This window comes from Evansella clarkii (assembly GCF_002019695.1).
In the GTDB taxonomy this organism is placed as follows: domain Bacteria; phylum Bacillota; class Bacilli; order Bacillales; family Salisediminibacteriaceae; genus Evansella; species Evansella clarkii.
Map to the genome: position 1 here is coordinate 4,201,032 of NZ_KV917376.1, position 25,392 is coordinate 4,226,423.

The 25,392-nt window shown below is 41.9% G+C and carries 26 protein-coding genes and 1 rRNA gene; 5 read left to right on the forward strand and 22 right to left on the reverse strand.

The window, feature by feature from the left end; all coding sequences use genetic code 11:
• Window positions 1-38 precede the first annotated feature (38 nt).
• The 3 genes from murQ to BK582_RS19830 form a co-directional block, all read right to left on the reverse strand.
• Complete coding sequence (murQ, locus tag BK582_RS19820; protein WP_078596693.1) at window positions 39-953, reverse strand: N-acetylmuramic acid 6-phosphate etherase; 915 nt, start codon at window positions 951-953, stop codon at window positions 39-41.
• Between the two features lie 6 nt (window positions 954-959).
• On the reverse strand, window positions 960-1,937 hold the full coding sequence (locus BK582_RS19825) for an N-acetylglucosamine kinase (protein ID WP_078596694.1): 978 nt from the start codon (window positions 1,935-1,937) through the stop codon (window positions 960-962).
• A 409-nt stretch (window positions 1,938-2,346) separates the two neighbouring features.
• Window positions 2,347-3,009, reverse strand: coding sequence for a pentapeptide repeat-containing protein (locus BK582_RS19830; RefSeq protein WP_078596695.1), 663 nt, complete (start codon window positions 3,007-3,009; stop codon window positions 2,347-2,349).
• A 289-nt stretch (window positions 3,010-3,298) separates the two neighbouring features.
• Between BK582_RS19830 and BK582_RS19835 the strand changes: the two genes are divergently transcribed.
• Both BK582_RS19835 and BK582_RS19840 read left to right on the forward strand, forming a co-directional pair.
• Window positions 3,299-4,051: a glycerophosphodiester phosphodiesterase gene (locus tag BK582_RS19835; RefSeq protein WP_244895441.1), complete on the forward strand. Its 753-nt coding sequence runs from the start codon at window positions 3,299-3,301 to the stop codon at window positions 4,049-4,051.
• A gap of 24 nt (window positions 4,052-4,075) precedes the next feature.
• Window positions 4,076-5,356, forward strand: coding sequence for an MFS transporter (locus tag BK582_RS19840; RefSeq protein WP_078596697.1), 1,281 nt, complete (start codon window positions 4,076-4,078; stop codon window positions 5,354-5,356).
• Between the two features lie 107 nt (window positions 5,357-5,463).
• Here the strand turns inward: BK582_RS19840 and BK582_RS19845 are convergent, their stop codons facing one another.
• From BK582_RS19845 to BK582_RS19920, 16 genes are all read right to left on the reverse strand, one after another.
• Window positions 5,464-6,414: a ribose-phosphate diphosphokinase gene (locus BK582_RS19845; protein ID WP_078596698.1), complete on the reverse strand. Its 951-nt coding sequence runs from the start codon at window positions 6,412-6,414 to the stop codon at window positions 5,464-5,466.
• A 289-nt stretch (window positions 6,415-6,703) separates the two neighbouring features.
• Entirely contained in the window at window positions 6,704-7,459 is a 756-nt protein-coding gene (locus BK582_RS19850; RefSeq protein ID WP_078596699.1) for a hypothetical protein, read from the reverse strand.
• Between the two features lie 479 nt (window positions 7,460-7,938).
• Window positions 7,939-9,222: a GntP family permease gene (locus tag BK582_RS19855; RefSeq protein WP_078596700.1), complete on the reverse strand. Its 1,284-nt coding sequence runs from the start codon at window positions 9,220-9,222 to the stop codon at window positions 7,939-7,941.
• A 103-nt stretch (window positions 9,223-9,325) separates the two neighbouring features.
• Window positions 9,326-10,102, reverse strand: a complete 777-nt coding sequence (locus BK582_RS19860) for a 3-hydroxybutyrate dehydrogenase (protein WP_078596701.1) — start codon at window positions 10,100-10,102, stop codon at window positions 9,326-9,328.
• Between the two features lie 165 nt (window positions 10,103-10,267).
• Window positions 10,268-10,942 carry a 3-oxoacid CoA-transferase subunit B gene (locus BK582_RS19865; protein ID WP_078596702.1) on the reverse strand — a complete coding sequence of 225 codons (675 nt, stop codon included), beginning with the start codon at window positions 10,940-10,942 and terminating at the stop codon, window positions 10,268-10,270.
• 27 nt (window positions 10,943-10,969) lie between these two features.
• Window positions 10,970-11,656: a CoA transferase subunit A gene (locus tag BK582_RS19870; protein ID WP_078596703.1), complete on the reverse strand. Its 687-nt coding sequence runs from the start codon at window positions 11,654-11,656 to the stop codon at window positions 10,970-10,972.
• Between the two features lie 230 nt (window positions 11,657-11,886).
• Entirely contained in the window at window positions 11,887-13,242 is a 1,356-nt protein-coding gene (locus tag BK582_RS19875) for a sigma-54 interaction domain-containing protein (protein WP_078596704.1), read from the reverse strand.
• Between the two features lie 355 nt (window positions 13,243-13,597).
• A complete protein-coding gene (locus tag BK582_RS19880) occupies window positions 13,598-14,506 on the reverse strand; it encodes an IS3 family transposase (protein ID WP_078592736.1) in 909 nt (302 codons plus the stop codon).
• 29 nt (window positions 14,507-14,535) lie between these two features.
• Window positions 14,536-14,844: a helix-turn-helix domain-containing protein gene (locus BK582_RS27695; protein ID WP_139368201.1), complete on the reverse strand. Its 309-nt coding sequence runs from the start codon at window positions 14,842-14,844 to the stop codon at window positions 14,536-14,538.
• A gap of 375 nt (window positions 14,845-15,219) precedes the next feature.
• The gene (locus BK582_RS19890) at window positions 15,220-15,426 is read right to left on the reverse strand and encodes a ChaB family protein (RefSeq protein ID WP_078596705.1); all 207 of its coding nucleotides are present in this window, start codon (window positions 15,424-15,426) and stop codon (window positions 15,220-15,222) included.
• 111 nt (window positions 15,427-15,537) lie between these two features.
• Window positions 15,538-15,858: a hypothetical protein gene (locus tag BK582_RS19895; RefSeq protein WP_078596706.1), complete on the reverse strand. Its 321-nt coding sequence runs from the start codon at window positions 15,856-15,858 to the stop codon at window positions 15,538-15,540.
• Between the two features lie 189 nt (window positions 15,859-16,047).
• Complete coding sequence (locus BK582_RS19900; RefSeq protein WP_078596707.1) at window positions 16,048-16,725, reverse strand: hypothetical protein; 678 nt, start codon at window positions 16,723-16,725, stop codon at window positions 16,048-16,050.
• A gap of 176 nt (window positions 16,726-16,901) precedes the next feature.
• The gene (locus tag BK582_RS19905; RefSeq protein WP_078596708.1) at window positions 16,902-17,642 is read right to left on the reverse strand and encodes an HAD family hydrolase; all 741 of its coding nucleotides are present in this window, start codon (window positions 17,640-17,642) and stop codon (window positions 16,902-16,904) included.
• Window positions 17,643-17,781: 139 nt separating this feature from the next.
• The gene (locus BK582_RS19910) at window positions 17,782-18,552 is read right to left on the reverse strand and encodes a class I SAM-dependent methyltransferase (protein ID WP_078596709.1); all 771 of its coding nucleotides are present in this window, start codon (window positions 18,550-18,552) and stop codon (window positions 17,782-17,784) included.
• 15 nt (window positions 18,553-18,567) lie between these two features.
• The gene (locus BK582_RS19915; protein ID WP_169911157.1) at window positions 18,568-19,512 is read right to left on the reverse strand and encodes an aminoglycoside phosphotransferase family protein; all 945 of its coding nucleotides are present in this window, start codon (window positions 19,510-19,512) and stop codon (window positions 18,568-18,570) included.
• 67 nt (window positions 19,513-19,579) lie between these two features.
• A complete protein-coding gene (locus BK582_RS19920; RefSeq protein WP_078596711.1) occupies window positions 19,580-20,821 on the reverse strand; it encodes a cysteine desulfurase-like protein in 1,242 nt (413 codons plus the stop codon).
• A 363-nt stretch (window positions 20,822-21,184) separates the two neighbouring features.
• Between BK582_RS19920 and BK582_RS19925 the strand changes: the two genes are divergently transcribed.
• The gene (locus tag BK582_RS19925) at window positions 21,185-21,721 is read left to right on the forward strand and encodes a ribonuclease H-like YkuK family protein (protein ID WP_078596712.1); all 537 of its coding nucleotides are present in this window, start codon (window positions 21,185-21,187) and stop codon (window positions 21,719-21,721) included.
• A 62-nt stretch (window positions 21,722-21,783) separates the two neighbouring features.
• Here BK582_RS19925 and BK582_RS19930 read toward each other — a convergent pair whose 3' ends face one another.
• On the reverse strand, window positions 21,784-22,557 hold the full coding sequence (locus BK582_RS19930; protein WP_078596713.1) for a DUF429 domain-containing protein: 774 nt from the start codon (window positions 22,555-22,557) through the stop codon (window positions 21,784-21,786).
• Window positions 22,558-22,640: 83 nt separating this feature from the next.
• Between BK582_RS19930 and BK582_RS19935 the strand changes: the two genes are divergently transcribed.
• Entirely contained in the window at window positions 22,641-22,958 is a 318-nt protein-coding gene (locus BK582_RS19935; RefSeq protein WP_078596714.1) for a hypothetical protein, read from the forward strand.
• A 234-nt stretch (window positions 22,959-23,192) separates the two neighbouring features.
• Here the strand turns inward: BK582_RS19935 and BK582_RS19940 are convergent, their stop codons facing one another.
• A complete protein-coding gene (locus tag BK582_RS19940; RefSeq protein WP_078596715.1) occupies window positions 23,193-24,011 on the reverse strand; it encodes a M55 family metallopeptidase in 819 nt (272 codons plus the stop codon).
• Between the two features lie 202 nt (window positions 24,012-24,213).
• On the opposite strand from BK582_RS19940, the gene BK582_RS19945 reads away from it, so the two are divergent.
• The gene (locus BK582_RS19945; protein WP_078596716.1) at window positions 24,214-24,495 is read left to right on the forward strand and encodes a YqhV family protein; all 282 of its coding nucleotides are present in this window, start codon (window positions 24,214-24,216) and stop codon (window positions 24,493-24,495) included.
• Between the two features lie 735 nt (window positions 24,496-25,230).
• On the opposite strand, the gene rrf is transcribed toward BK582_RS19945, so the two are convergent.
• Window positions 25,231-25,347 (reverse strand): 5S ribosomal RNA (gene rrf, locus BK582_RS19950).
• Between the last annotated feature and the right edge of the window lie 45 nt (window positions 25,348-25,392).

Consider the following 25,392-nt stretch of genomic DNA (forward strand, 5'->3'; position numbering starts at 1 on the left):
CAATTCTTAATTTTCAGAATTAAAGCGGTTTCAAAAAGTTAAGTATTTAATCTTGCAAACTGAATGGCCTCTCCAACATAGCCGTCGTTTTGTTCGATTGCTTTCAGTGCTTCTCTGAGATTTACCTTTGCTTCTACCATTACAATGGCAGGTTTTACTTTCCATTGTGCCTCTTCCAGAACCTTCTGTGCTTCCTGGTAAGTAATATCCGTAAGCTCCATAAGTATAGATTTAGCCCGCTCTTTCAGCTTGTGGTTGCTCGCATGCAGGTCCACCATCAGGTTCTCATGTACTTTCCCCAGCTTTACCATCACAGTCGTGCTGATCATATTCAGTATCATTTTGTGGGCTGTAGCCGCTTTCATTCTTGTAGAACCTGTAAGCACTTCCGGACCTACCAGTACTTCGATTGGACAATCTGCTAATCTGCTTATCTCGGAATCTCTGTTGCAGCTTAATGAAATAGTCTTAGCTCCTGCCTTGTTAGCATATTTCAAGGCTCCGATTGGGAAAGGTGTTCTGCCGCTTGCCGTAATTCCCACCACAACATCGTTTTGCTTAAGATTTTTCGCTTTCATTTCCAGGATTGCCTGCTCTTCATCATCCTCTGAGCCTTCAACCGCATTCGTGAAAGCTCCTTTGCCACCGGCCATGACCGTCTGTACCATTTCAGGCGGAGTCATAAAGGTAGGCGGGCATTCTGAAGCATCAATCACACCAAGACGCCCGCTGGTACCTGCGCCTACATAAAATAACCGTCCACCACTTTTCAAAGATTCATAAACCAGCTCTACTGCTCGTTCCACAAAGGGAAGGACATCTTCCACTGCTGCAGCTACCTTTTTATCTTCATTATTGATCGTTTTGAGGATCCCCGTTGTAGGCATTTCACTCAGGTTCATGCTGTTTGGATTCCTGCTCTCTGTTTTAAGCCTTGACAGCTCTTTCACCATGTCTCATCACCTGACTTTTCTGTTCTTGTTATACTGTTCTTTCGCAATTGCAACCGCACCCTCAGCAGGGCTTTTACAGGGTATTGAAAACTGTCCAAGGTTTCTTACCTGAAGCTGCTTCCTAAAAAATTCTGTTACAATCGACGAATGGGTAAATATGGAGCCTGTAACCATTACTGGGGTTGATTTACTAAAGGTTTCCGACTGTTTATGCAGGCTTTCCACATGAATAATCAGTTCCTCAGCTGCTTCCTCTAAAATGCCGGTTGCCACTTTATCCCCTTTCGCAGAAGCTTCAATAACTACTTCAGCAAAGTTAGCGATGACTTTTTTATCCAGTGGCTGGGAATAAATAAAATTTCTTATTTCCCCTAACTCGGTCCAGCCGTATTTTTCCTGTGCCATCTTAGTCATAATCGTTGGTTCCCCACGTAAGTCATACGCTCTTGTTAAATGGTTCAAAGCTTTGAGGCCAATCTGAAAGCCTCCTCCTTCATCCCCGAGAATATGACCCCACCCACCGCTTTTAAACGTCCTGCCGGAGGAAGCCATCCCAATAGAGTTTGAGCCGGTTCCTGAAATTACAAGAATGCCTTCCTGTGCATCTGGCGGAAGTGCACCATGGAGAGCTACATATGTATCTGAATAAACAGAAATGGTAATACCTTCAGGAAATTTCAATTCATCAGCAGCTTCCTGAATGAGGGCTGCTGCCTGCTTTTCATCATCCGGCCTCCCCACACCTGCCAGGCCAGCGCATATGCCAGCGCAATGCCGAGGGGATAAGGACCATTTTCCCATTCCTTCCTGGAACATTAGCTTCAGGCGGTTTTTCATTTCAGGGAAACTAACTGCATGGGGATTAGTCGCATCCCCTTTAATAGTGAACTTACTATTTTCCGGAGATAGATGGCTGTCTCCGGCTGCACTGAACAAACAGGCTGTTTTTGTGCCCCCACCGTCAATGCCAATAAAATACTCCATAATTATCCTCCAGAGAATATTTGTTTAAGTTAAAGAAAGTATAATACCATTAAAATTTTTTGTCAATATTCAGAAAAAATTTTGTAATAAAATTTCAGTTGCGAGGCACCGTGCTGAAATACCTCGCCATTCTCTGTGTCACAAACAATTCTGGAAAAAACGCTGGAGTTTGTTGATTTTAAAAAGTTATTTAAAACTACAAGAAAGGCCTGGGTATCCCAGCCTTCCTTGTTAATTGTTATGCTTATCTGCTTACGCCCTATATTGTAACCATGTCTTCATTCGGCCACTTTTCCAGTCTGTATGCTATATCCCGGAAAGAGTATTCCTACTCGCTGCTGATTAAAAAGCTTTTTGTACAATTCCCCGGCAATCTTTAACAGACGTGTATCTCGCAGCTCCATACTATTTATGTAATATCTTCTTCATGAGTTTCTCCATTTATTTTCAGACCGAGTGCCTTTGCAAATCCGACAGCCTGTTCAGCAGTTACAGTACAGCCTGTCAGCTTATCAAGCGACACATGAAGCCTCTCAAATTCACAGGTGCTTAAATCCACCTCTTCAAGAGAAGTGCCGGTATAGTTCACGTCGTTTATATCACATTTTAAAAATGAAAGATACTTAAACTTTGCTTCAAAAAATTCAGCCTGATTGAGCTGACAGCCTTTAAATATTACGTTCTTCATATCCGAATAACCAAATGATCCATACCTTGCCATACAATTGCTGAATAATACGTTACGAAGAGTACTATCTGCTGCATTAAACCCTATTAACTTAGAGTGCAGGAATTCTGTTCTGTGAATAAGTGCTTCTGTAAAATCAGCATTAGATAAATCACACTTCTCAAAAATAACATCCGTTAATTCAATACCCCGGAAGCTTACTTCTGTAAATTGAACATTTCTGAAAATGACTTGAGAAGCCCTTAATTTATATATTTCCTCCCCATAAATTTCTGTATCCTCAATTATCACATTGCCTATGGAATTGTCTTCCATACTATTAAATGAAGCAGAATTTAATGCTATTGGTATTTTCGGTCTGACAACTTTAGTTTTCCGAGTCATTTGCTTCCTCCTTTCCTTTACTTAACCGTACAAAGGTAAAATTTCAGCATAAATCTCCATTCTTTTTGAATGATAAAGGAATTCTATTCCAGGTGATAGAATAGTATCAAGTGAACCTTCCATCTGTGGGGGGATTCATCCCCCACTGATTGTTAGTTGAACCAATCGGGATGTTAGCGTCCGTTATCTCACGCATAAAGAACATCTTCGCTTCCACTTATGTTTAGAGGCGGGAGTTTTACGGACCGTTACAGCGGGATAAATATTCTATATGAAGGAGTTGCTTGATTTGGCTGGCAAAACACAGATTTTTGGACACAGGGGATCTGCTGGTACACATCCTGAAAACACGCTGGTATCATTCCAGGCTGCATCAGAGGCGGGAGCAGATGGAATAGAACTTGATATTCAGCTGACTAAAGACCGCATACCAGTAATTATCCATGACGAAACAATTGACCGCACTACAGACGGAACAGGCTGGGTGAAAGATTTTACATACGACGAACTGAAAGAATTTGATGCTGGTTCGAAATTCCATAAAGATTTTAAGGGAGAAACTGTCCCCTCACTGGAAGAGTTCCTTGACTGGGCAGCGGATAAAAGCCTTCTGCTAAACCTTGAGCTTAAAAACGGAATTGTCCGTTATCCTGGACTGGAAAAAATGGTTCTGCAGCTTGCAGGCAAATATCAGCTTAAAGACAGAATGATAATCTCATCTTTCAACCATTACAGTTTAAAAGAAATCCGCAAGCTTGACCAGGAAATAGAAACAGCTGTGCTGTTTATGGAAGGTCTTTATGAACCATGGAATTACGCAAAAACAGTAGAAGCTCAGGCTCTTCATTGTTTTCTTCCTGTTGCTGTTCCTGAACTGCTGGCGGGCGCAGCAGAAGCCCGGATGCCTGTCCGGCCGTTTACAGTGAATGAAGAAAAGCATATAGACTCACTGATCAATGCAGGCTGTTCAGCTATTATTACTGACTGGCCTGAAAAAGCTTTAAGAATACGGCAAGACCTCACCCACTCCGGACAGGAATAAAAATCAATTGTGGAGGTGCGTCACTTGAAAGAGAAGCAGCCCTTTTCCTATGGTAAAATTTTTGTGATCGGAAGCGGATTTTTTGCTTTAATGTTAATCTGGACCTTCTACAATGCCTATATGCCGCTTATCCTTGGGGACTTTATCGAAAGCCGTGCAATTCGCGGAGCTATTATGGGTCTTGATAACCTCCTGGCAGTATTGCTTATTCCCGTAATCGGGGCCTGGTCAGACAGAGTCGACACTCGTATTGGCAACAGGCTTCCGTTTATTGTCGTCGGTATGCCTGTTGCAGCTATATTTTTTATTCTTATCCCATACGGGGCCCAGGTAACTCTGTGGGTACTTCTTGTTATTGATATTATATTCCTTCTTGCAATGACAATTTATCGTGCGCCGGTTATTGCGCTCATGCCCGATCATACTCCAACGGAAAGGCGGTCGACAGCTAACGGGATTATAAATTTAATGGGAGGTGTTGGAGCAATAATTGCTCTTTTCGGCCTGTCAGCGCTCTACGGTATCGACAGGGCATATCCTTTTGCTATTGCCGGCCTGCTTCTCTTTTTGTCCTTCCTGCTCCTTTATTTTACTGTGGACAGAAACCCGCCATATGTCGGTTCCTCTAAAGATGAAATGGAAGAAACGATGGCATCTGAGTCATTCTTCAAAGGGTTGAGTCATTTGAAAAAGCCCGAATTCAGGGGGCATCTTTTCATTCTCACAGCTATTTTTTTATACTTTATCGGTTATTCCGGAGTGGAAGCACAATTCACGGTGTATGCTGTGGAATACCTAAATATGGAAGGAAGTGCAGCAGGCTTTACGCTTGGTTTTTTCAGCCTGGCCTTTGTTATTTTCGCCGTCCCTGCTGGTTTGCTCGGCAGTAAACTTGGCAAAACCCCCATTATGCTGCTGGGTCTGATAGCCCTTCCGCTCATATTTATCTGCATACCTTTCCTGCCATTGTTAAGTTCTCCTTTCCCAGTTGTTAACCAGGTGCTCTTACTTCAGATTGTTCTGTTTACTGGTGGAGTTGCCTGGGCTTTAATAAATGTTCAGGCATATCCTCTTGTAGCCGATCTAGGTGGGAAAAATAAAATTGGTTATTTTACTGGGCTGTATTATTTATTCTCCATGGCGTCCTCAATTATCGCTCCGGCATTTCTGGGACTTCTAATGGATATATTCACGCATCCAGCTCTCTTTTTCGGTGCCGCCGCAAGTTTCCTTGCTGGATTTTACTTTTTGAGAAAAGGAAGCATACTTATTAGAAAACAAGATAAAAAGGCAGCTTCCGCATAACGTTTTATTTTTTACCGGGCCTGTCATGATGATCTGTCCTAAAAATAAAAACGGCTGCCCCTTCATTCCTCTTGTTTAAGAATGTCAGGACAGCCTTTTAATTCCCTTTAATCAAATAAAGTACTTACTGATTTGTTATGTTGTACTCTCAATATTGCTTCTGCCAGTAATGGGGCAACGGAAAGAGCTGTATGTTTTTCAATTCGTTTCTGGTCGGGAATATGGATAGTGTTCGTTGTGACAAGCTCTTTAAGTTCTGAATTCTGCACCCAGTCAGGAGCAGGTCCGGAAAGTACAGGATGAGTACAGCAAGCATAAACTTCCTTCGCACCCTTTTCCATCAGAGCCGCAGCACCTGTAGTGATCGTTCTGGCTGTATCTACCATATCATCAATGATAATCGCACTCTTCCCTTTAATTTCCCCAATTATATCAATGCTTTCAATAATATTTGGTTCTCTCGATCTCTTTTTATCAATAAACGCAATGGAAGCACCAAGACGGTTGGCAAGCTGCCTGGATCGTGTTACTCCAGCATTTTCCGGAGCTACCACTACAATTTCTTCCAGTTTCTTTTCCGTGAAATATTTGGCCATCAAAGGGAATACTTCAAGCTTGTCTACTGGGATATTAAAGAAGCCCTGCACTTGCGGTGCGTGTATATCAACAGAAATGACCCGGTCTGCACCGGCGGCTTCGATTAAGTTCGCGATTAGCTTAGCTGTTATAGGTTCTCTGGACCTTGCTTTCCTGTCCTGCCTCGAATACCCGTAATACGGAATTACTACATTAATAGTTTTCGCGGAAGCCCGCTTAACCGCGTCAATCATAATCAATAGTTCCATTAAATATTCATTGCCGGGCTCAGAAGTGGACTGAATTAAGTATACATCACATCCTCTGATACTTTCCTCGATATTCATCTGTATTTCCCCGTCACTGAATCTCTTTATCGTACTTTTGCCCATATTGATTCCAATATGGTCTACTATTTCCCTGGCGAGAGCTGGGTTTGAGTTCAAAGTAAAAACCCGCATATTTGAAATATCTGAACTCATATTAACGCCTCCAATTTGAATTATTTATAAAAAATGTTCAGTTGTCAGTTCTTTAAGTTCGAATAAGAGCAAGCCTGTTATTAAGCAGGTTATAAGAAGTTTTCCTATTTTCAGCGGAGCAGCAATTATGTATTCATTAAAAAGCCTGCAATTATGTGCTAGTTGTAATTATAATATAAAAAGTAACCTCGTGATAGTAATATCCATTCCTCTTTTGTTTGACCACACCCAGTTCTTTTACATATGAAAAAACCATGCCTCAATGCGGACATGGTATGGAGCGCTCAAATTATTGTTTACTAACCACCTCGTTTAATTCAATTAGTTTATGGAGATAAGTTACATTCCCTCGAAGCTCCTCAAGCATAGCTGTAAGGTGTTTTTGTTCTTCAAGCTGCCTTTCTTCCATTTCTATATAATGCTCCCTTAATTTAAAGAGCAAATCATTGTTTGCCTTGCTGTTTTGAAGATGTATATCATTCGATTCTTCCATGTCTGCTTTTGTTTCATTGAGTTTCATTAAGATATTAGTTATTTCCTCTTTTTGCTCCTCCTGTACATCTTCAATTTTCCTGCCTAATTTCTCCATGATAACTTTTAAAATCTCATATTCATTGGCCATATTTATTTTAGACATTTCCTGATCTGCTTTTAGTTCATCAAATTTGCTCTGAATAAACCTTATCTGGCCCGCTATTTTCTTCTGTTGTTTTTTCTGCAGTTCGTATAAGTTCTGCTGCATCATTTCTAACGACTTTTGCTGCTGTGTGCTTAAACTGTTCACTCTGGAACTGAGATTGCCTAATTCTTCTTCCTGAGTTTCCTTAAGCGTTGAAGCTACACTATACAGATCTTCTGTCTGTGCACCGATTTTTTCTGTAGACTTTAATAGTCCGTCGATGTTCTCTTTGATTAAAGTATTGGTGGACTCAAGACTTGCAATCGACTTTAAAACTTTATTGCTGTAAAAGTGCTGCTGGTTGCTGCTGTTAGTCTCTTTTTTTCTGAACAAGCCAGGCACAGCTTTAAAGAAAATATTTTTCATTATACCCCCGCCATTTTGGATTTTTTAAAACAGGGACTGGAGTCTCCCTTTATAAACGTGAAAATCAGATTCATGCAGTATCCCTTCAAGTTACCCGCTCATAACAACTTGTTAAAACGTCTTGGCTAAAAAACGTGATAACTGCCCCCTCCTTTTACTGTATGAATCGTACATATAAAGTGACAGTGAATATTAAAGTGCAGTTGCTTCGATTTAGAAGATCATTGCCCTCTCTTCTGTCCAGTTTTGTTATAAAACTTTGAATCTGAGCTAGTTTCCAATGAAATATCTTATATTTTATTTATTTATCAGTTGTGTTATTCTCCTGTATAAGTTATTTTTCTAATTATTTTCCATGTTTATTTATTTAATATTAAATACGGTATGTGAAATATTATGGCTGGTAGTAAAGAAACACCTGCTGACAATACAGCAGGTGCGGATAGTGGTAACTATGCCATGGAGCATACTTCAGTTTTTTACACAAGGCCAACAGCAGCTAGTGCAATAGCAACTGCTGTAGCTGCAATCGGAATAGCAACTGCAACTACGAAAATATCCTTATAGCTCTCTTTATGGGAAAGACCGGTAATAGTGAGCAGTGTCAGGACAGCCCCGTTGTGAGGCAGAGCGTCCAGACCGCCGGAAGCAAGGGATGCAACCCGGTGGAATGCTTCTGTACTGATCCCTGTATCCAGGGCAAGCTGGTAATACCGCTCACCGAGTGCCTCCAGGGCAATACCCATCCCCCCGGATGCAGAACCGGTTGCCCCTGCCAGTATATTCACGGCAACTGCTTCTGAAATCAGCGGGTTTCCACGGATTCCTAACAGAAGCTCGGTTAACCTTTCAAACCCGGGAACCTCCCTGACAACTGTACCGAAACCGACTGCTGCACTTGTATTAATTATAGCGGTAACTGACCCGACAGCTCCTGCGTTTATTGCTTTTACAAAGTTTTTGAATTTCGAGATATTAAGGAGCAATATTAAAATTATGCCGGATATCAGTGCCACAACTATGTGCCAGTCTAATATATTCAGAGTTACAAGAACAGTGATCAACGGCAGCAATGATAAAACGAAGTTTGGTGCTTCACCTTCAAATCCTGCAATTTTCTGATCTTTCGGTTCTGTGAACAATTCTCCTTTTTCAGTAAGCTGCTTTTCACGCCAGCGAAGATAATAGTATCCTCCCACCCCCATTACCAGTGCTGCAACGATCCCCATTATTGGTGCAGCAGTAGCAGAAGTATCAAAATACGGAATCGGGATAAGATTCTGGATTTGCGGCGTGCCAGGTATAGCAGTCATTGTAAACGTAAAGGCCCCCAGCGCCACCGCCGCAGGCATAAGCCGCCTTGAGATATTTGCTTCCCTGAACAGTGACAGTGCAAGAGGGTATACTGCGAAAACAACGACAAACAGACTGACTCCGCCATATGTTAACACCGCACAGGCAACAATTACCCCTAGAATTGCCCGTTTTGTTCCAATTAATTTTGTGAGAGCTACGGCAACGGACTTTGCCATCCCTGTATCTTCCATCAGTTTACCGAAGATCGCCCCCAGCATAAAAACTGGAAACCAGTCCCGGGCAAAACCTACAAATCCACCCATATACGTATCCGTATAAGCATCAAGGAGATCCAGTCCCCCTGTTAGGGCCACAACTCCAGCCGCAATCGGTGCGACCCAGATAATTGACCAGCCTAAATATGCTAATGCCATTAATACTATAAGTCCAAGTAATATACCAAACATTTGTGGCCTCCTTTTTCATGAAAATAGTGCATTCTCGGTTAGAATATCTGCATGAATTTTTTATTCTCCAGCTGAAGCCGGCAGGCGGCTAACAGCAAATTCCTTATTGCGCTGTATAGCCGCCGTCAAGTACAGCCGCCTGGCCAGTAACACCCTTTGCTTTGTCACTGGCGAGAAACATAGCATACTCCGCAATTTCCTGGACATCCAGGAGACGTTTTTGCGGTACTAGGGGATAAATAACATCCTCGAGAACTTTATCCAGTGATACATTTCTCGTAGCTGCAAGATCTTTCAGCTGGTTCCGCACAAGCGGTGTATCCACATAACCTGGGCAAATAGCATTGACAGTAATTCCGTGCTCAGCACCTTCAAGGGCAGCAACCTTCGTAAATCCGATAACGCCGTGTTTAGCACTGTTATATGCAGATTTTCCTGCAAATCCGATAAGCCCATTAATGGAAGCCATATTAAGTATTCGTCCACTGCCTTGTTTTTTCATAATCGGAAAAACATGTTTTGTTGCTACAAAAGGAGCAACGAGCATCACCTTTATTAAAAATTCAAACCTCTCGGTAGGGAAATCTTCTATATTTGCCACATGCTGAAGACCGGCATTATTAATCAGAACATCAATCCGGCCGTATTTTTCCACTGTCTGATTAACTGCCTGCCTGATGTCTTCTTCGTTTGTAACATCGCATCTAATCCCTAGGCATGAATAGCCTTCATCTCTCAGCTTTTCTGATACTTCATGGACTTTTTCTTCATTCACATCTGTAAAAACAGTTTTTGCACCGTTCTTTACAAACTCCAGGCCAATTTCATAGCCAATGCCGCTCGCCGCTCCAGTGATAAGAACAACCTTATCATTTACCATTTCATATCCCCTCCAGGTTAATTTAAAATGAATCGTAGTGTATCAGGCGCGCGCCCTCTTTATTACTCCTAAATATGTGTAATTTAACTTTGTTGTTGATTTTTGCTCCAGAACGCTGGCTTCCAGCAGTACTAAAGCAATACGCCTCTCTATCGAAGTGTTCAATTAAAATGCCTCGGTTTTTAAATCAGGGCTGATATTCAGTTCTGCTTCTGTAGATTCAACGATCTCTTCTTTTGTAAAGCCTTTCGCCGTCTCTACGAGCAGAAGGCCGTTTTCCTCAACATCGATTACAGCACGGTCAGTAATGATTCGGTCCACTACCCCTTTTCCGGTGAGAGGAAGACTGCACTCCTTCAGAATTTTCGGTTCTCCATGCTTATTGACATGATCCATAATGATGACGATCTTTTGTGCACCATGGACAATGTCCATTGCCCCTCCCATTCCTTTAATCATCTTTCCGGGAATCATCCAGTTTGCTAAGTCTCCCTTCTCGGAAACTTCCATTCCCCCCAGAATTGCGAGGTTAATATGGCCTCCCCGAATCATTGCAAAAGATTCCGCACTGCTGAAATAAGAGGCGCCTGGTGCTGCTGTGACAGTTTCTTTCCCTGCATTAATCAGATCAGGATCGAGCTCTTCCTCTGTTGGATACTTGCCAATTCCAAGGAGACCATTCTCTGACTGAAGGACAACCTCTTTGTTATCCTGAATAAAATTCGCAACCATAGTAGGCATTCCAATACCTAAGTTCACGTAGAAACCGCTTTCAATTTCCTGTTCAGCCCGTCTTGCGATCTTTTCTCTCACTGCTGCTTTGTCTGCTTGTTTTCCCATGGTTTACCTCCTCCTTTGTTCAGAAAATCAATTTCTTACTGTTTTCCGTTCGACACGTTTTTCCTGTTCTCCCTTAATCAATGACTGAACGTAAATTCCTGGCGTATGGATTTGTTCCGGATGTAACGCTTCGTCTTCCAGGTTCTCCACCTCTGCTATCGTTACTTTTCCGGCAGCAGCGATCATAGGGTTAAAGTTTTGTGCAGTTTTTCTGTATATCAAGTTTCCATATTTATCCGCTCTCGCAGCACGGACAAGACTGAAATCAGCTTTGAGCGCTTCCTGAAGCAGATACTCTTTTCCGTCAAATTCCCTCACTTCCACACCTTCTGCCAGCGGGGTTCCTGTCCCGGCTGGAGTATAGAACGCAGGAATCCCTGCTCCTCCTGCCCTGATTCTTTCTGCAAGAGTTCCCTGAGGTATTAGTTCCACCTCCAGTTCTCCTGACAGCACCTGTCTTTCAAACTCTTTGTTTTCTCCAACATAGGAGCCTACCATTTTCTTAATCTGCCTGTCTTTCAACAGCAGGCCAAGCCCCCAGTCATCAACTCCGCAGTTATTAGATATAACTGTTAAGTCTTTTACTTTTGACTCTACCAGCGCCTTTATTAGATTTTCAGGTATGCCTACTAACCCGAACCCTCCTACCATGATCGTCGCACCGTCATGGATTTCCTTAACCGCCTGTTCAAAAGATGAGTAAATCGTTTTCATTCATTCTCCCTCCTTCATGAGGTTAATAATGCAAGTATCATGCCAATAGTGAAAAACGCTGATAATGCAGAACTTTGCTATATATTGCTGCATAGGAGGGAGTCTCTATTTTCCGAATAAACGGAAAACTCACCGAGATACTTATACAAGTTGATATGTAAGCCCTTACATTCTAGCAATAAAAATCATTCCGCTTTTCCGGAATGATTTCCGTAAAGGCGGAATGTGATTTAAAAGCCGTATTTCTTAAGTTTATCGTAGAAGCTTGTCTTTCCGAGGCCAAGCATTTTTGCAGCTTCAAGTTTATTTCCATCTGATTTTCTTAAGGCATCTTTTATAGCCTTCTTCTCCGTACGTTCAATTATTTCTTTTAAGCTGCTTCCCTCGTAATGCTCTTCTTCATCCTGCAGAAGCTGGGGAAGATCTTCAAGCTTTATATTCTCCGTATTTGTTAAATGAACAGCAGATTCAATAACATTTTCAAGTTCTCTTATATTCCCTGGCCATGTGTACTTCAACAGTCTGTCTGTCACTTCGTTTTCAAAGTCTATTACTCTTTTTCCAAGACGCAGTGTCACTGTATGTAATATATATTTAGCCAGAAGGCGTATATCTTGTTTCCTTTCTTTTAGTGGAGGGATTTCCAGCTTCACTACATTAATCCGATAAAATAAATCTTCCCTGAACTTGTTTTCTTCCACCAGTTTTTCAAGGGGCTGATTTGTAGCAGCAATAATTCTTACATCTATTTCATCCGGCTTCACTGCCCCTACCGCCTCTACTTCTCTTTCCTGTATAGCACGTAATATCTTCACCTGGGCTCCTAAAGGCATATCCCCGATTTCATCAAGGAAGATCGTGCCTCCATCAGCAAGCTGAAATTTCCCCTTTTTCCCGCCTTTTCTGGCACCGGTGAACGCTCCTTCTTCGTAACCGAACAGCTCTGATTCAATCAGGTGCTCAGGTATTGCCGCACAGTTAACTTTGACAAAAGGTTTACTGTTCCGTTCACTCAAATGATGAAGGCTGTGGGCTACAAGTTCTTTGCCCGTTCCGCTTTCTCCCCTTATAAGAACAGATACATCGCTTCCCGCTACCTTCTTTATCTTCCTTTTTAACTCTGTAATTTTCACGGAGCTGCCGACTATATCATTTAATGTGTATTTTGCCCCATGCTGCTGTTGCGCCTGGTTTCTGTAAAATTCCAATTCACTGAGCAGGCTCTTAATATGGCTGTTCATTTTCTGCCATTCTTCTGTATCCCGAAAAACAACCATCCCAGCCGCGCCAATCAGCTTTCCGTCTGAAAAAACGGGTATTCTGTTAGCAATCATATAGTTGCCCCGTATGTACTGAAGCTCCGCAATTTCTTCCTTTCCAGTTTGTGCGACTATATGCATTCTCGTGTTCTCGATAACTTCAGTTACATGCTTTCCGACAGCTTCTTCTTTAGTGGTGTTAATAAAACGGCAATAATTGTCATTGAGAAAAGTTATAAATCCGTCCTTATCCACTGCAACAAAGCAGTAATACATATTTTCCATTACTGCATCAAAGATCTCTGCTTTATATTCCTTAAGTTTCATTTTATTAACACCCCTAATATTCAGAAAAGTAAGTCTGAAAATCATTATACTATATTGAAAGGGATTAAATCATCGGATTATGGGTGAATTCAGCATAATTTGAGTGGTTATTTTTGGTGGAGGGTTGATATATCGGCGAAAAAATTGTTTTATCGGCGAATTTTATCTTTTTATCGGCGAATTCGGTTTGGCCCCTTCAATTTAGACACCTACTGCTCACTTTTAGGTAGTCACTTCTTCACCTTTCGAAGGATAGTTGATTGCGCGCAAGCATCAAGCCAACACCGCTTGACCCTTACGCTTAATCAACTGCTGGGTAGTTAGGTGAAGAAGAGGAAAATCACTCCCCTTGGTTCTATAAGTTAATTATTTGTGGACAGTTTCCTTTGCTATATAATTTATAGAACTTTGCCGGCGATAAATATTTTAGGCTTCCATGGTAGCGCCGGTTATTATAAAAATCCATATACTCATCAATCCTGTAATAGGCTTCTTCGAAGCATTCAAAACGGTAACGTTGGTAACACTCCCTTTCGATGACGCTATGGAACGATTCAATATAGGCGTTTAAATCCGGTGATTTGCTTGGTATGCGTTCATGATATAGGTGTTGATGCTCACAAAATCTGCCAAAATGTTCACTGACAAATTGTGGGCCGTTATCTGTACGAATAATCAACTTCGAAGAAGTCTCACTTTCATAGTGAATACCGCGTCTCAATAACGCCCCTTGAAGCATTTTCGTAATGTTTGTTGCTTTACATTCTGGACCGCGATAGTATCCAACGATACACCGGTCATATACATCAATAGCACTAGCTAGAAAAACGAATCGTCCACTACCTTCAATCGAGCCATACTTTATATCCACTTGCCAAAGCTGGTTAGAAGCTGTTATCGTGTGCTGCTTCGCCAACCTTCGAGGATACTTAGATTTTCTTCGCTGAGGTAACAGAATATTTAACTTTTCACAGAGGCGATAGACCTTTTTAGGGTTTATTACCAACTTATGTTGGTCTTTAAGGTAGTTGGTGAGTTTTCGGTATCCGTAGATACCTTCCTCACCCTCTACAGCTTCCATTAGGAATTCTTCAATCTGCTCATCAGATATTTTTATACCAGTCTGAGCCAAGGAAAATCCTGGTACTGGCCGGCCCTGGAAGGACTCTTCTGTGACCTGTTTATTTTTTTGATGGTAATAATACAACGAACGTTCCACGTTTAATGCTCTTGTAGTTCTAGTTACTGGAAAACCGTCTTTCACCCACTCCTCGATTTCTTTTAGCAGGAGGATTAGAGGAACTCGTTTTTTTTTATAACATTCTTGAGCATGGCAACTTCCAACTCTTTTTCGCCTAATAGAAGCATCGCCTGCTCATATTTCTTTTGAAGTTCCTCCTTTGTGGGGTTATCGGATAAACCCGTTGATCCTTCGGTTTCCATCACGTCACGAACTTCATCTTCGTAAAGTTTGAACCAATTCCTAAGAGTTTCTCTGGATATTCCAGCCTTTCTGGCGATAGAGGTATAATTCCCAGTCTCCAAGGCCATGCGAACGTATTTCTTTTTTACATCTTCAATAACATCAATTCTCTTAGCCATTCTGTACTTTCTCCCTTTTTTAAATCATTTTTGCCATCATCTAGGTGTTTTCATAACCTGTATATGGTGTCTAAATGATTAAGGGGGCTTAAAAGAATTCACCAAGTTTATCGGCGAAATCCTGATTTTATCGGCGACCCGCCAATAAAGTGAACCTTTAATCAGTGGGGGTTATCCATCTCCCACTGATTGTTAGTTGAACTAATCGGGATGTTAGCGTCCGTTATCCCCCTCCTAAACTTCTTCGCTTCCACTCCTGTTTTGAGGCGGGAGTTTTACGGACGGTTACATCGGGATAAACAGCCTGACCAGCACTGCAATCTAATTTAAAACAATAAAAATACAGCCCGCTCAGGCGGACTGTACCTTCTTCATTTAATCACCTTCTTTTCTCACCCAGTGACCTTGCTCTTTCTTTTCATACTTTTCTTTCACTGCGCTCCAGGCTACCTGAAACGGGGTTTCTTCATCATCGTACTGCTCCTCTGCGGAATTGAATGCTTCTTTAAAAATTTCCTGTCCGTGTTTGGGCAGGGAATTTTGCACGTTATCAGGCAGATCGTTCAGGGAATCGTATGGCATTTTCAAATCCTCCTTAGTACTTGTATTAGCTTTGTTTACTTCAATTCCTCAACTTCCGTCCCGATAAACATTTTAAAAAAGAAAAAAGTTAACAGCTTATACAGTAAGCCATTAACTTTCCGTTTTGTTTCTTCTCTTTGACAAGTATACAAAGAAGGCAAGTGCCAGTGTTGAGAATAACACCAGAAGAGTGGCTATGGCTCCAATGTTTCTTCCATCATCCCGGGCCAGTTCGTTCTGTGCAACTTTGTTTCTGATAACGTCCTCATATTGTTCCTCGTGCTCTGTCAATGGTTCTGCATCGAAAGCATATTCAGCCGCCGTTCCCTCAATTCCTCCCAAAAAAGCGTGTCCGTCCGATTGGAAGGCAGCAAAAAATCCGACAGTAAGGAGAACTGCAGCAAACAGCAACAAAAATTGTCTTTCGTTCATTATACTTAACTCCTTTCTCTTGCCTGATTCTCAGCTTGTTTTTATTAGCATGTCCATCAATAAATAAGAAATGCGGATAGTTTTGTCCCTTTCAAATAAAAAAACGAACAGCCCCCCGCTGTTCCTCCCCGCTGATAAGTTTGTTTCCAGGCACAAACTAAAAAAACGAACTGCTTAAAGTCCGTTTTTTTAAAGTCTCCGTTCTCTTCCGTTGTTATCTCTAATTTGAACGTTAATATGATTTGACTGGCTCCACTGATAATAATCACCTGCAGCAGGTACCTCCACAATACTCTTGATTCTGATCAGGCGGTTCTCGCCCGGATATAATTCGATAATATGAGGACCAGTTTCGTTTAACAGTGAATAAGTAGGCACTTCCTCATCACCATAAACCGGTTCTGAAAAAATCATTTCAAATTCAGCTTTTCTTGTACCGTTGTTTTTTAAGGGAATCAGGCATTCGATATTTGCTGCCTGTTCTTCTTCCACGTACTCATATAAACATTCACTCCAGGTTTTTTCATAGGAAACCCCGTAAATCCCTGTTGCGAAAGTGGCCTGGTACGCGGAGACCAGTGCTGATGGAAGGAGGAATACTGCTGCAAGCGCAGTCAGAATTACCCTCCCGTTATACTTGTTTAAAGAATGATTTACAAAAAACAGTCCTGCGAGCAGCAAGAAAAAACTAGTTAACCCTGCAAAATGAATTCCTGTTTCTGTTTCCATATTAGAATATGGCGGTATTCCCACTGCATTCAAGATCAGCTCCCCGAAAGGTGTGTGATGGGGAAAAGATAAGCCAAACAGCATAGAAAAGAATAAACATACTCCCGCTGCAGCAAGCAACCGGTAGTTTTCTATCATAATAATTTCTCCTCTCCTGTTAATTTATTCGGCAGGCCAGCATCAGATTCCTGTTTTTCCCACATAAAGAAAACCCGCCGATTGGCGGGCCTTAAGGAAAAGAAAGAGGCTTAGTTGTACTGATACTAAAGGGCAAAAGGTCGTCTTCCTTCACAAGAAGACGACCTTTTTCATGCTTACTGCTGAGTATTCACTGCCTCTTTAAATAAGCCTTCTTTATTTTTCAGCTTTTCATACAGTTCCTCAAGTGTTCCCTGATCATCAACCGGATATTGCGGTTCACCGCGGTCAATCACATAACCTTCTACGAGGTACGTTTTCATCCCCAGCTTTCCGGCAACCATATCCTCCTGTTTGTCATTTCCCACCATAATACATTCTTCAGGAGCGACTCCCAGCTTATCCGTAATATATTTATAATATTGAGCGTGAGGTTTTGTGAAAATACTTTCTTCGTATACAGTTACAAGTTCAAAGGGAAGGTCATCAATACCTGCCCAATTCAGCCGGTGATAGATCGCAGCTTTCGGAAAGACAGGATTCGTGGCTACTGCGACTTTATACCCCTGTTTTACTGCTTCCTCCACAACCTGCCTCGCAACAGGAGTCGGCTCACATAAATGGGAAAAGGAAGGAAAGACTTTTTCATAAAATTCATCCAGTGCCGGCCATATTTCTTCTTTTTTCACATCCACCAGTGAAAGGAACGTCGCTTCAAATACCTGCTCATTCGTTTTTTCCCCATCCGTGCTTTTCATCATCGCTTCGGTGCCCGCCCAGAGCGCCTTAACGAATATTTCAGGCTCCACGATATGAGCTACCCTCGGAGCCAGCTCTTTAATATAATTCTGTACAAATGCTTCTGTATCCATTGGCAGCAAAGTACCGTCCAGATCGAATAAAATTACTTTCGCCATTCAAAAAACCTCATTTTCTCTGTAATTTAGTGCTTTCCTTTTTCAGGAATTATCTATCATTTTACTAAAGGCTGAGAGGAATATCGAATAAAACGAGCTCTGGATATTCCTTTATCCGGCAATAAGCATCCTGACTTACCTAACGCTTTACTGCTCTGAGAAGAATCGCTTCCCCCTGAAAAGTGACAGTACGCCCTGATTCATCTGTTTTTATGTTAAAATAGTTTTTTGTCTCTTTCGGTGCCTTTATAAATATATCGTTAAGCTCTTCTTTTTCCTCAGCTGGCAGCTGCATCCGGTCGCACCAGCTGTCAAACTTGAAAGTTTTTTCAAAACTGTACCAATCACTTATTTTGAAGCCAGTCAGTTCAATCTGCTTCAGCCATTCAGATTTTTTGTATGCCCGCTGGTGGCTGTAATCTCTAAGTTTTTCTACTTTATTATAAAATTCGTCCAGTTTCTCATCTTCCGGTGCAACATTATCATCAAGAATAAATTGTCCCTCTTTTTTTAACACCCGGCTGACTTCCTTTACAAACTTCTCTGTATCCGAAAAATGATGTGCTGCTATCCGGCATGTCACTATATCGAATGATTCGCCCGGGAAAGGAAGCTGTTCCGCTTTGCCAAGTGTAAAGCTTACATTTTTATTCCCCTGGCCAGTGATGAACTGTTCAGCCTCGTTTAGCATTTCCGGTGTCACATCAAGAGCTGTCACATGCTTGACAGCTGGTGCAAGGGCATTTGCTGTGTGCCCGCCTCCTGTTGCCACGTCAAGCACCTGTTCCTCTCCTGTCATACCTGTGATTTCCTTAAGCTTTTGTAAATCTGATCCTTTTTTGTGTATACTACTGTCTACATACGCCTTAGCACTTTTCCCGAACTGGGAAATAACATCTTTTTCTCCCAACTTACATCTCCTCCATTAGTTTAAAGTAATTTTTTCTAAAAAATTACGAGTGCAATCCTCATAAAGCTTCCTGAATATTTCTATTCCATTAAAAAAATTTTTATCATAATTCATGCCGTCGACGGTCCAGGAAGTTGACAGTACAGCATGAGCATAGCCCCAGAGCAGAAGCCGCTGCTTATTCAGCCCCAGTTCCTCCGTGAATATCCCGGCTCTCTCCTTAATCACTTCATAAGCTTTTTCCTTATCTTCCGGAAGCTTGTTCAGCATAAACTGAATCAGGTCCGCTTCCCTTTCCCCTGTCAGTCCTTTAGGGTCGATTGCTTTCCATTCATCCTTGCCTGTATCAAGTATATTGTAAGGGTGGAAATCTCCGTGAAGAATCCACCTTTCGCGAGAAGACCCATTTAAGTATGTATAGAGCTTCAACGCCTGATTCAGCATCTGTCTGGTTATCGGCCCGGTACCTTCTGGATAATTCCTTATAATTTCTTTCAGGCTTTCTTCTCTGTCCAATGTAGAAGGCAGTCCGCAGGCTTCAGCCGGTGATAGACGCCTGGTTATTTTTTTCATCACTATGGCTGAAATTCTGCAGGCTTCTTCATCATTCTCCAGTTCAGCAAGGCATGAGCCTGGCTCAAGTTTTTCAAGCAGGATAATTCCCCGCTGCTCATCCCAGTCGAGAACAGATACCATTCTCTCCCCTTTCATCAGACGAAGTGCTTCCAGTTCATTTAAAAATTCTTTCCCTGGTATGCAGCACTTTACTACTAGCTTTTCACCAGTATTCTTTACAGCCGGTGCAACGTAATTGATGGAAAGGGAATAAGGGGCAAGCATCCGGAGCTGCCACCTTTCTTCACAATAATTTATAAGACTTGGCAATCCCATCAGCCACTCTTCGCCCTGCCTCTGAAAATAGTGCTTCACTGTTTTAACAAAATGCTCCTGATACTTCATATCACTGTCCCTCATTTCTCTTATAAAGGAGGAGACTGGGAGCCGTGGGTGGATTACTGCGAGTAATTCATCCTTTCATTACACCCTCCACTGCCTGAAGGAATGCCTCAACTTCTTCCGCTGTATTATAAGGTGCAAGCCCTGCCCGGACCCAGCCTCCTTTATCATTAATATCCAGCTTGCCAGCGAGTGTTGTAGCATAGAAATGCCCGTCCGCTGTAAAAATACCATGTTCTTCTGCAATCCTTTTACATACATCCCTCGAGTTCATACCTTCCACGGTAAAAGCTATTGTAGGAGTTTTTGGAACATCGGGGGCAGCTTCATATAATTTTACCTTACTGATTGTACGCAGTCCTTCCCTCATTTTATCAGCGAGGCTGTTTTCATATTCCTCGATAATTGCCATTCCTGCAAGGATCCTTTCTCTCCTGTCAGCCCCTTCGCCTAATTTTTCCACAAACTCCACGGCAGGCTTTATGCCGGCAATTCCTTCATGATTCTGCGTGCCAGTTTCAAGTTTATCCGGAAGGTAGTCAGGTGCAGGCTGTAATTTAAATGGATCGAGCTGTTCAAAAACATTTTCTTTAATAACGGCTATACCGACATGTGGACCGAAAAATTTATATGCGGAACAAAGTAGAATGTCCGCTCCTAATTTATTCCGGTCAATTGCAATATGCGGTGCAGCATGGACCGCATCAACCGCTGTCAGTGCCCCCGCTTCCCTTGCTCTTTCTGCTATCCTCTTCACGTCATTTATCGTTCCAACCGCATTAGAGGCTAACCCAACAGCAACGAGCTTAGTTTTTTCATTAATTACTTCATGTAAATTATCAAGATTTAGTGTAAGCGACTCTGGATCGACTTTTAGCCAGCGGACTGTTGCTCCCCGGTCCTCCGCCATGGAGATCCAAGGATCCACATTCGCTCTGTGGTCAATTTCAGTTACTACAATTTCATCCCCTTTATTTATTGTTTTTCCTAGTGCTCTTCCAACAGACAATGCAAGGGTAGTCATATTTGCTCCAAAAGCCACCTCACGTGCTTTAACACCGAATAAATCAGCAATTATATTTCTCGCATCGGCAATAATTTCCTCTGTCTCATAGCTCGTCGGAAATGAACCATGCAGATTTGCTCCGCCCTTTTCCATATACTCCTTTATTGCCTGAACAGAACTGGCGACTACCTGTGTCCCGCCTGGCCCGTCAAGATATGTAACTGTTTTTTCTTTATAAGTCCTCTTTAATGCAGGGAACTGCTCTCTCACTTTTGTTAGTGGAAATGTTAATAACTCCTGTTTCATTTGCTGACTCCTCTCCATTTCTTTTTTGAAAAATTTGTATATATTTAATTACTTCTTTATGACTAGAAGATATTCCTTTAAATTTTGTATGGCTTCTGACAAGGGCGGTATCTTTTTACCCAAATACATTAGGCAGCTGACTGGCTTCCTGTGCTCCTTTTTACCGCGCCCATTCAGTCAGTTGCTTTTCTTCCATACTTTACAAGCAGGAGTTTAAACATAGAAGAAACCTAAAAGAGATATGCTAAAAATACAACTTACTTGCTAATTAAAGGACAACATTTGGCGTTATAACGAATAAACATAATTAAGATTAATTCAAGCCTTAAAAATCCCAGAGAGGAAAGTTGAAGGTGTAACTGAATGAATAATCTCCAGCTGCTTAACTACTCATTTGAAAATTTGCAGGAAAAGAACATGACTTTTGAACAAGTATTTGAGCGGATCGTCCGTTTTATGAAACAGCATCCGGACAATGCCTACCGGCTTATGTGCGGCACCGATTCCCAGGCACATCCCAAATCCACCAGGTTTGTAACAGGTATCGTTATTCAGAGGGAAGGAAAAGGAGCATGGGCATGCATAAGAAAAATAACTTACCCTCGGCAGATAACAAGCCTGCATGAAAAAATTTCATACGAAACTTCCCTTACTGAAGAAGTATTTGCAATGGTCACAGAAGAAAGAAAAGAAAGACTTTATAATATTGTCCTGCCTCATATTTATAAAGGAGGATCTCTTACTATTGAAGGGCATTTGGATATCGGCGCCCGGGAAAGAAATAAAACGCGACTCTATGTCAGAGAAATGATGTCTCGTATTGAATCTATGGGGATCGAACCAAAAATCAAACCTGAAGCCTTTGTAGCAAGCGCATATGCAAACCGATATACTAAATAACAGCCGGCCGGTATACTCGGGCGGCTGTTTCCCTGTTTTTTATTTACTATAATATTATTATGTCAACTAATCCCCTCGTTTTCCAAATCAAAATAATAAATCCAGCCTTCCTGCATAACAAGATCTTTCAGATGTTCCGGCGGTCTTTTTAATTTTGGGAGGAGCTGCCCTTCGCTTCCAAGTGCAATAGCATATAGCGCACAAATACAAGCATCGTACGCGTCCGTTCCTGGAAATACATTACCCGGCATATGCTTAATCATCCATTCCGCCGCATCTCCGTCCCTCCTGCTTTTTACTAATGCAGGATAAACTTCAATAATAATCCTGTTCATATCAGCTTCTTCAATCTTAGTGGGGTAAACCGTAAAATTGTTCTCTCTCTCCCATCGCCGTGCATGGGCTATAGCCAGAGTCGCGTTATTGCCAATCCGGTCAAAACTAGCTGATAATGGTTTTTTTCTGAACCTTTCGTAAATCTCCTGATCAGCGGCTCTGTATGCAAGCGGATTAAATATTTCTTTTTCAGGCTTAACTATCTGAGAAGGCTGGCCATTCAGTAAATTTATAAACTCTGCAGGAAAGCCAAGAGGTGCATCAATACCTATCACAGTTAAGGTATCGTTATCTGCGAGTAGATTTTCATCAATTTCCGAACCTGAAAGTAACTTATCAAGGGAAAGAATGCCGGAATCCGGCAACCCTGTTTCAAAGGGTGTCCCATGCCAGCTAACTTTCTTACTGGCTGTATCCCAGGAACAAACTGCTATACCGTGGTTGGTCCCCATCCAGCCCCCTACATCCCAGCCGATGCCAATTACTTTTGTATAATTCATATTTTCTCCCCTTTCGATTTACTGTGACTGATTACATATTGTCTGGTATGATAGACTTGACTATTTTTAAAGGAGTCCTGTGTATGGATAAAAAAGAACTTGAAGAACAAATTATTAATAACTATAAACAAGATGAAACTATGATGGTTCTTGTTTTCGCCCAGTGGTGTGTAAATAATGATCTTGATCCTGCCGCTGTTTATAAAAAAGCTTATCCTGGCGAAAAAGGAGAAAATGAGGCACTCCGGCACGCTATAAGCCTTACTGTTCCAAAAGAAGAATCAGAGTATATCTCACCAGAAACACTCCTTGGGGTGTTATCTTTATTTGGCAACGACGACCTGGCATTTGTTGTTACCGAAGAAATGGATATGCTGAAAAAAAGAAAAAACGACGAGTAAAATTAAAGCGCCTTGATGCACAATATCTGTTCACAGGTACGAACACCTAATGAACGGGATAAGAAAGTCAGGAATGCGGGTGTTATAAAACGCAAAACATCCTTTTGTCAGGAATGTTTTGCGTTCATTTTTTATAAATATTCTCTGTGCTTATTACCGGCAATTGGAAAGGAATATTGCCTTACTTTTCTTCCACAGGATAGATAATGAGTAAGCTTGTACTATCTTCTATGATTATAAGCCAGAGTTCGCAAGATTAATTAACGAACGAATATATCTGAAAGCCGTTATGAAATCATCGCTTTCAAAGCGATGTGTTACCCCGTCAATTTTTTCTGCTATCGGCAGAACTTCCGCTGCGTCTGCAAAACCGGAATGAAGATAGGTTAGTTCTACAGAATACGGTCCCTCTATAACAAAAGGTTTGATACTCTTTCGCTTTTCCAGGGAGTTAATGACAGATTGCTTAATAAGCGAGCGTGCTTTTTTTGTACTGAGATTTTTAGCTGTAATCCGATTTAAGGTTTGTTTTACTTCCGCTGTTTCTATCTCCGGTATTAGCCCCTTCGCTTCGGCTCCTGCATACTGACAGCCTGTAACAAGCACTACAGGAACCTTAAACGTTCCGGCTATAGCTGCATTTATCCCAATCTCCCCGTAATCAACTCCGTTTATTTTGATGTTTCGTACTACCCTGCCGCTGTACGAATGATTCAGGATTCCGTCCTGTCCCATCCTTGCATGGTAGCCTAATAATATAGCAGCATCAAAACTCTCATCGATACCTTCCATCATAGCAAGTTTTTTTGGAGTGCCTATAATATATTCAGCTTCTTCGTGAAGCAGTTCCGGGATTAAGTTTTTCATGGTACCATGTGAGTCATTTACCAGGATTTCCTCTGCTCCAGCCTCGAGTGCCCCTTCAACAGCTACGTTTACCTCTTCAGTCATAAGCATCCTGGCCCTGTCATGCTCTCTTCCTTCCCTGCCTGTATGTTCTCCATGAACTATACCTGCCACACCTTCCATATCTGCTGAAATAAAAACTTTCATAAAGATCCCTCCAATTTCCTGTTAATAAAATCACACATTATTTTAAAAATTATAACTACTAAACTCTCTCTTGAAATTATAACACTATTAATTCTTATCTCAAAAATACCCATTTGGAAAATCATTTATAAAAAACCTAAGGAATACAAGCATTACCCTTCTCATAAGTATTAAAGTAGAACCTGGACAAGAGGTGATTTGTATGAAGGACTGGCTCTCTGCATTTCAGGCAGCACTACTCGGAATGGTGCTTCTTCGGTTACTATCCGGCACCTTTGAAATTACTGCCGCATTATTAATGCTCAAGTTTAACAGCATCGAAAAGGCATTGGCTATAAATGCTATATTAGCTATTGTCGGCCCTTTGACTCTCATATTAACTATGACGTTAGGTCTCCTCGGCATAGCATCATCAATGCCGGCAGGAAAACTGATAGTTATAGGGCTCGGTGTGGGGCTCATTTTACTCGGGCTAAAACTATAACACATCTTTTCTTCTATATACATATTATCCCCATGTTTTTGGTTTACTGCACCAAATTCAATTGTCTCAATTTCTTCTGCTTTCTCAATACTGTTACTTCTGTCAACCTGGCACCGGCGGACCGGGGTCACTCGGACCGGGGTCACTCGGACCGGGTTCAGCGGTGCCACCTTGAGTTGGGCGCTTTTTCTCCCTGCTTAACCCTACAATTCAACACGCCGTTCAATTTTATCTTTTGCATTTTACTTATGTAAAATTTATTTCTACTATATAAATAACGCTTTTTACCTGCCTCTAGACTTATCGCGCCTAACAGAGGATTTATCACGCGTAACTTATACTTTATCGCGCCGAATTATCACATATACGCGCCAAAGTCTCTTCTTATCGCGCCAACTTCATAATTCTGCTACTTTTGCGATGAAAAGAACAAAAAAAAGACACCCTCAAAAGAGAATGTCTTTTATCTGCCCAGCGGCGTCCTACTCTCACAGGGGCGAGCCCCAACTACCAGCGGCTTACTCGATTCCCGATGAACGGCGAATCTCTTCGTCAGCTGCACTCCTTCGATTCTCATGGGCAGAGCCCACTCCGAGTCTCTTTCGCTTGCTTCCTCGACCTTCTTGTTCCTCTGGCCTCTCGTACTTCCTTAACTAATTATAGATAAAACCACATCCACCTTATGGGGGAAGAACACAAAAAAAGACACCCTCAAAAGAGAATGTCTTTTTATCTGCCCAGCGGCGTCCTACTCTCACAGGGGGAGAGCCCCCAACTACCATCGGCGCTGAAGAGCTTAACTACCGTGTTCGGCATGGGAACGGGTGTGACCTCTTCGCTATCGTCACTGGACTATAAAATTGAAAGGTGTCTAGCTTCAGCGCCTACTCGCTCGAG

Excerpts from the sequence above, each read along its gene's own strand:
- murQ (WP_078596693.1), bottom strand. The coding sequence starts at position 953 with ATGGTGAAAGAGCTGTCAAGGCTTAAAACAGAGAGCAGGAATCCAAAC.
- BK582_RS19825 (WP_078596694.1), bottom strand. The coding sequence starts at position 1,937 with ATGGAGTATTTTATTGGCATTGACGGTGGGGGCACAAAAACAGCCTGT.
- BK582_RS19830 (WP_078596695.1), bottom strand. The coding sequence starts at position 3,009 with ATGACTCGGAAAACTAAAGTTGTCAGACCGAAAATACCAATAGCATTA.
- BK582_RS19845 (WP_078596698.1), bottom strand. The coding sequence starts at position 6,414 with ATGAGTTCAGATATTTCAAATATGCGGGTTTTTACTTTGAACTCAAAC.
- BK582_RS19850 (WP_078596699.1), bottom strand. The coding sequence starts at position 7,459 with ATGAAAAATATTTTCTTTAAAGCTGTGCCTGGCTTGTTCAGAAAAAAA.
- BK582_RS19855 (WP_078596700.1), bottom strand. The coding sequence starts at position 9,222 with ATGTTTGGTATATTACTTGGACTTATAGTATTAATGGCATTAGCATAT.
- BK582_RS19860 (WP_078596701.1), bottom strand. The coding sequence starts at position 10,102 with ATGGTAAATGATAAGGTTGTTCTTATCACTGGAGCGGCGAGCGGCATT.
- BK582_RS19865 (WP_078596702.1), bottom strand. The coding sequence starts at position 10,942 with ATGGGAAAACAAGCAGACAAAGCAGCAGTGAGAGAAAAGATCGCAAGA.
- BK582_RS19870 (WP_078596703.1), bottom strand. The coding sequence starts at position 11,656 with ATGAAAACGATTTACTCATCTTTTGAACAGGCGGTTAAGGAAATCCAT.
- BK582_RS19875 (WP_078596704.1), bottom strand. The coding sequence starts at position 13,242 with ATGAAACTTAAGGAATATAAAGCAGAGATCTTTGATGCAGTAATGGAA.
- BK582_RS27695 (WP_139368201.1), bottom strand. The coding sequence starts at position 14,844 with ATGGCTAAGAGAATTGATGTTATTGAAGATGTAAAAAAGAAATACGTT.
- BK582_RS19890 (WP_078596705.1), bottom strand. The coding sequence starts at position 15,426 with ATGCCATACGATTCCCTGAACGATCTGCCTGATAACGTGCAAAATTCC.
- BK582_RS19895 (WP_078596706.1), bottom strand. The coding sequence starts at position 15,858 with ATGAACGAAAGACAATTTTTGTTGCTGTTTGCTGCAGTTCTCCTTACT.
- BK582_RS19900 (WP_078596707.1), bottom strand. The coding sequence starts at position 16,725 with ATGATAGAAAACTACCGGTTGCTTGCTGCAGCGGGAGTATGTTTATTC.
- BK582_RS19905 (WP_078596708.1), bottom strand. The coding sequence starts at position 17,642 with ATGGCGAAAGTAATTTTATTCGATCTGGACGGTACTTTGCTGCCAATG.
- BK582_RS19915 (WP_169911157.1), bottom strand. The coding sequence starts at position 19,512 with ATGAAGTATCAGGAGCATTTTGTTAAAACAGTGAAGCACTATTTTCAG.
- BK582_RS19920 (WP_078596711.1), bottom strand. The coding sequence starts at position 20,821 with ATGAAACAGGAGTTATTAACATTTCCACTAACAAAAGTGAGAGAGCAG.
- BK582_RS19925 (WP_078596712.1), top strand. The coding sequence starts at position 21,185 with ATGAATAATCTCCAGCTGCTTAACTACTCATTTGAAAATTTGCAGGAA.
- BK582_RS19930 (WP_078596713.1), bottom strand. The coding sequence starts at position 22,557 with ATGAATTATACAAAAGTAATTGGCATCGGCTGGGATGTAGGGGGCTGG.
- BK582_RS19935 (WP_078596714.1), top strand. The coding sequence starts at position 22,641 with ATGGATAAAAAAGAACTTGAAGAACAAATTATTAATAACTATAAACAA.
- BK582_RS19940 (WP_078596715.1), bottom strand. The coding sequence starts at position 24,011 with ATGAAAGTTTTTATTTCAGCAGATATGGAAGGTGTGGCAGGTATAGTT.
- BK582_RS19945 (WP_078596716.1), top strand. The coding sequence starts at position 24,214 with ATGAAGGACTGGCTCTCTGCATTTCAGGCAGCACTACTCGGAATGGTG.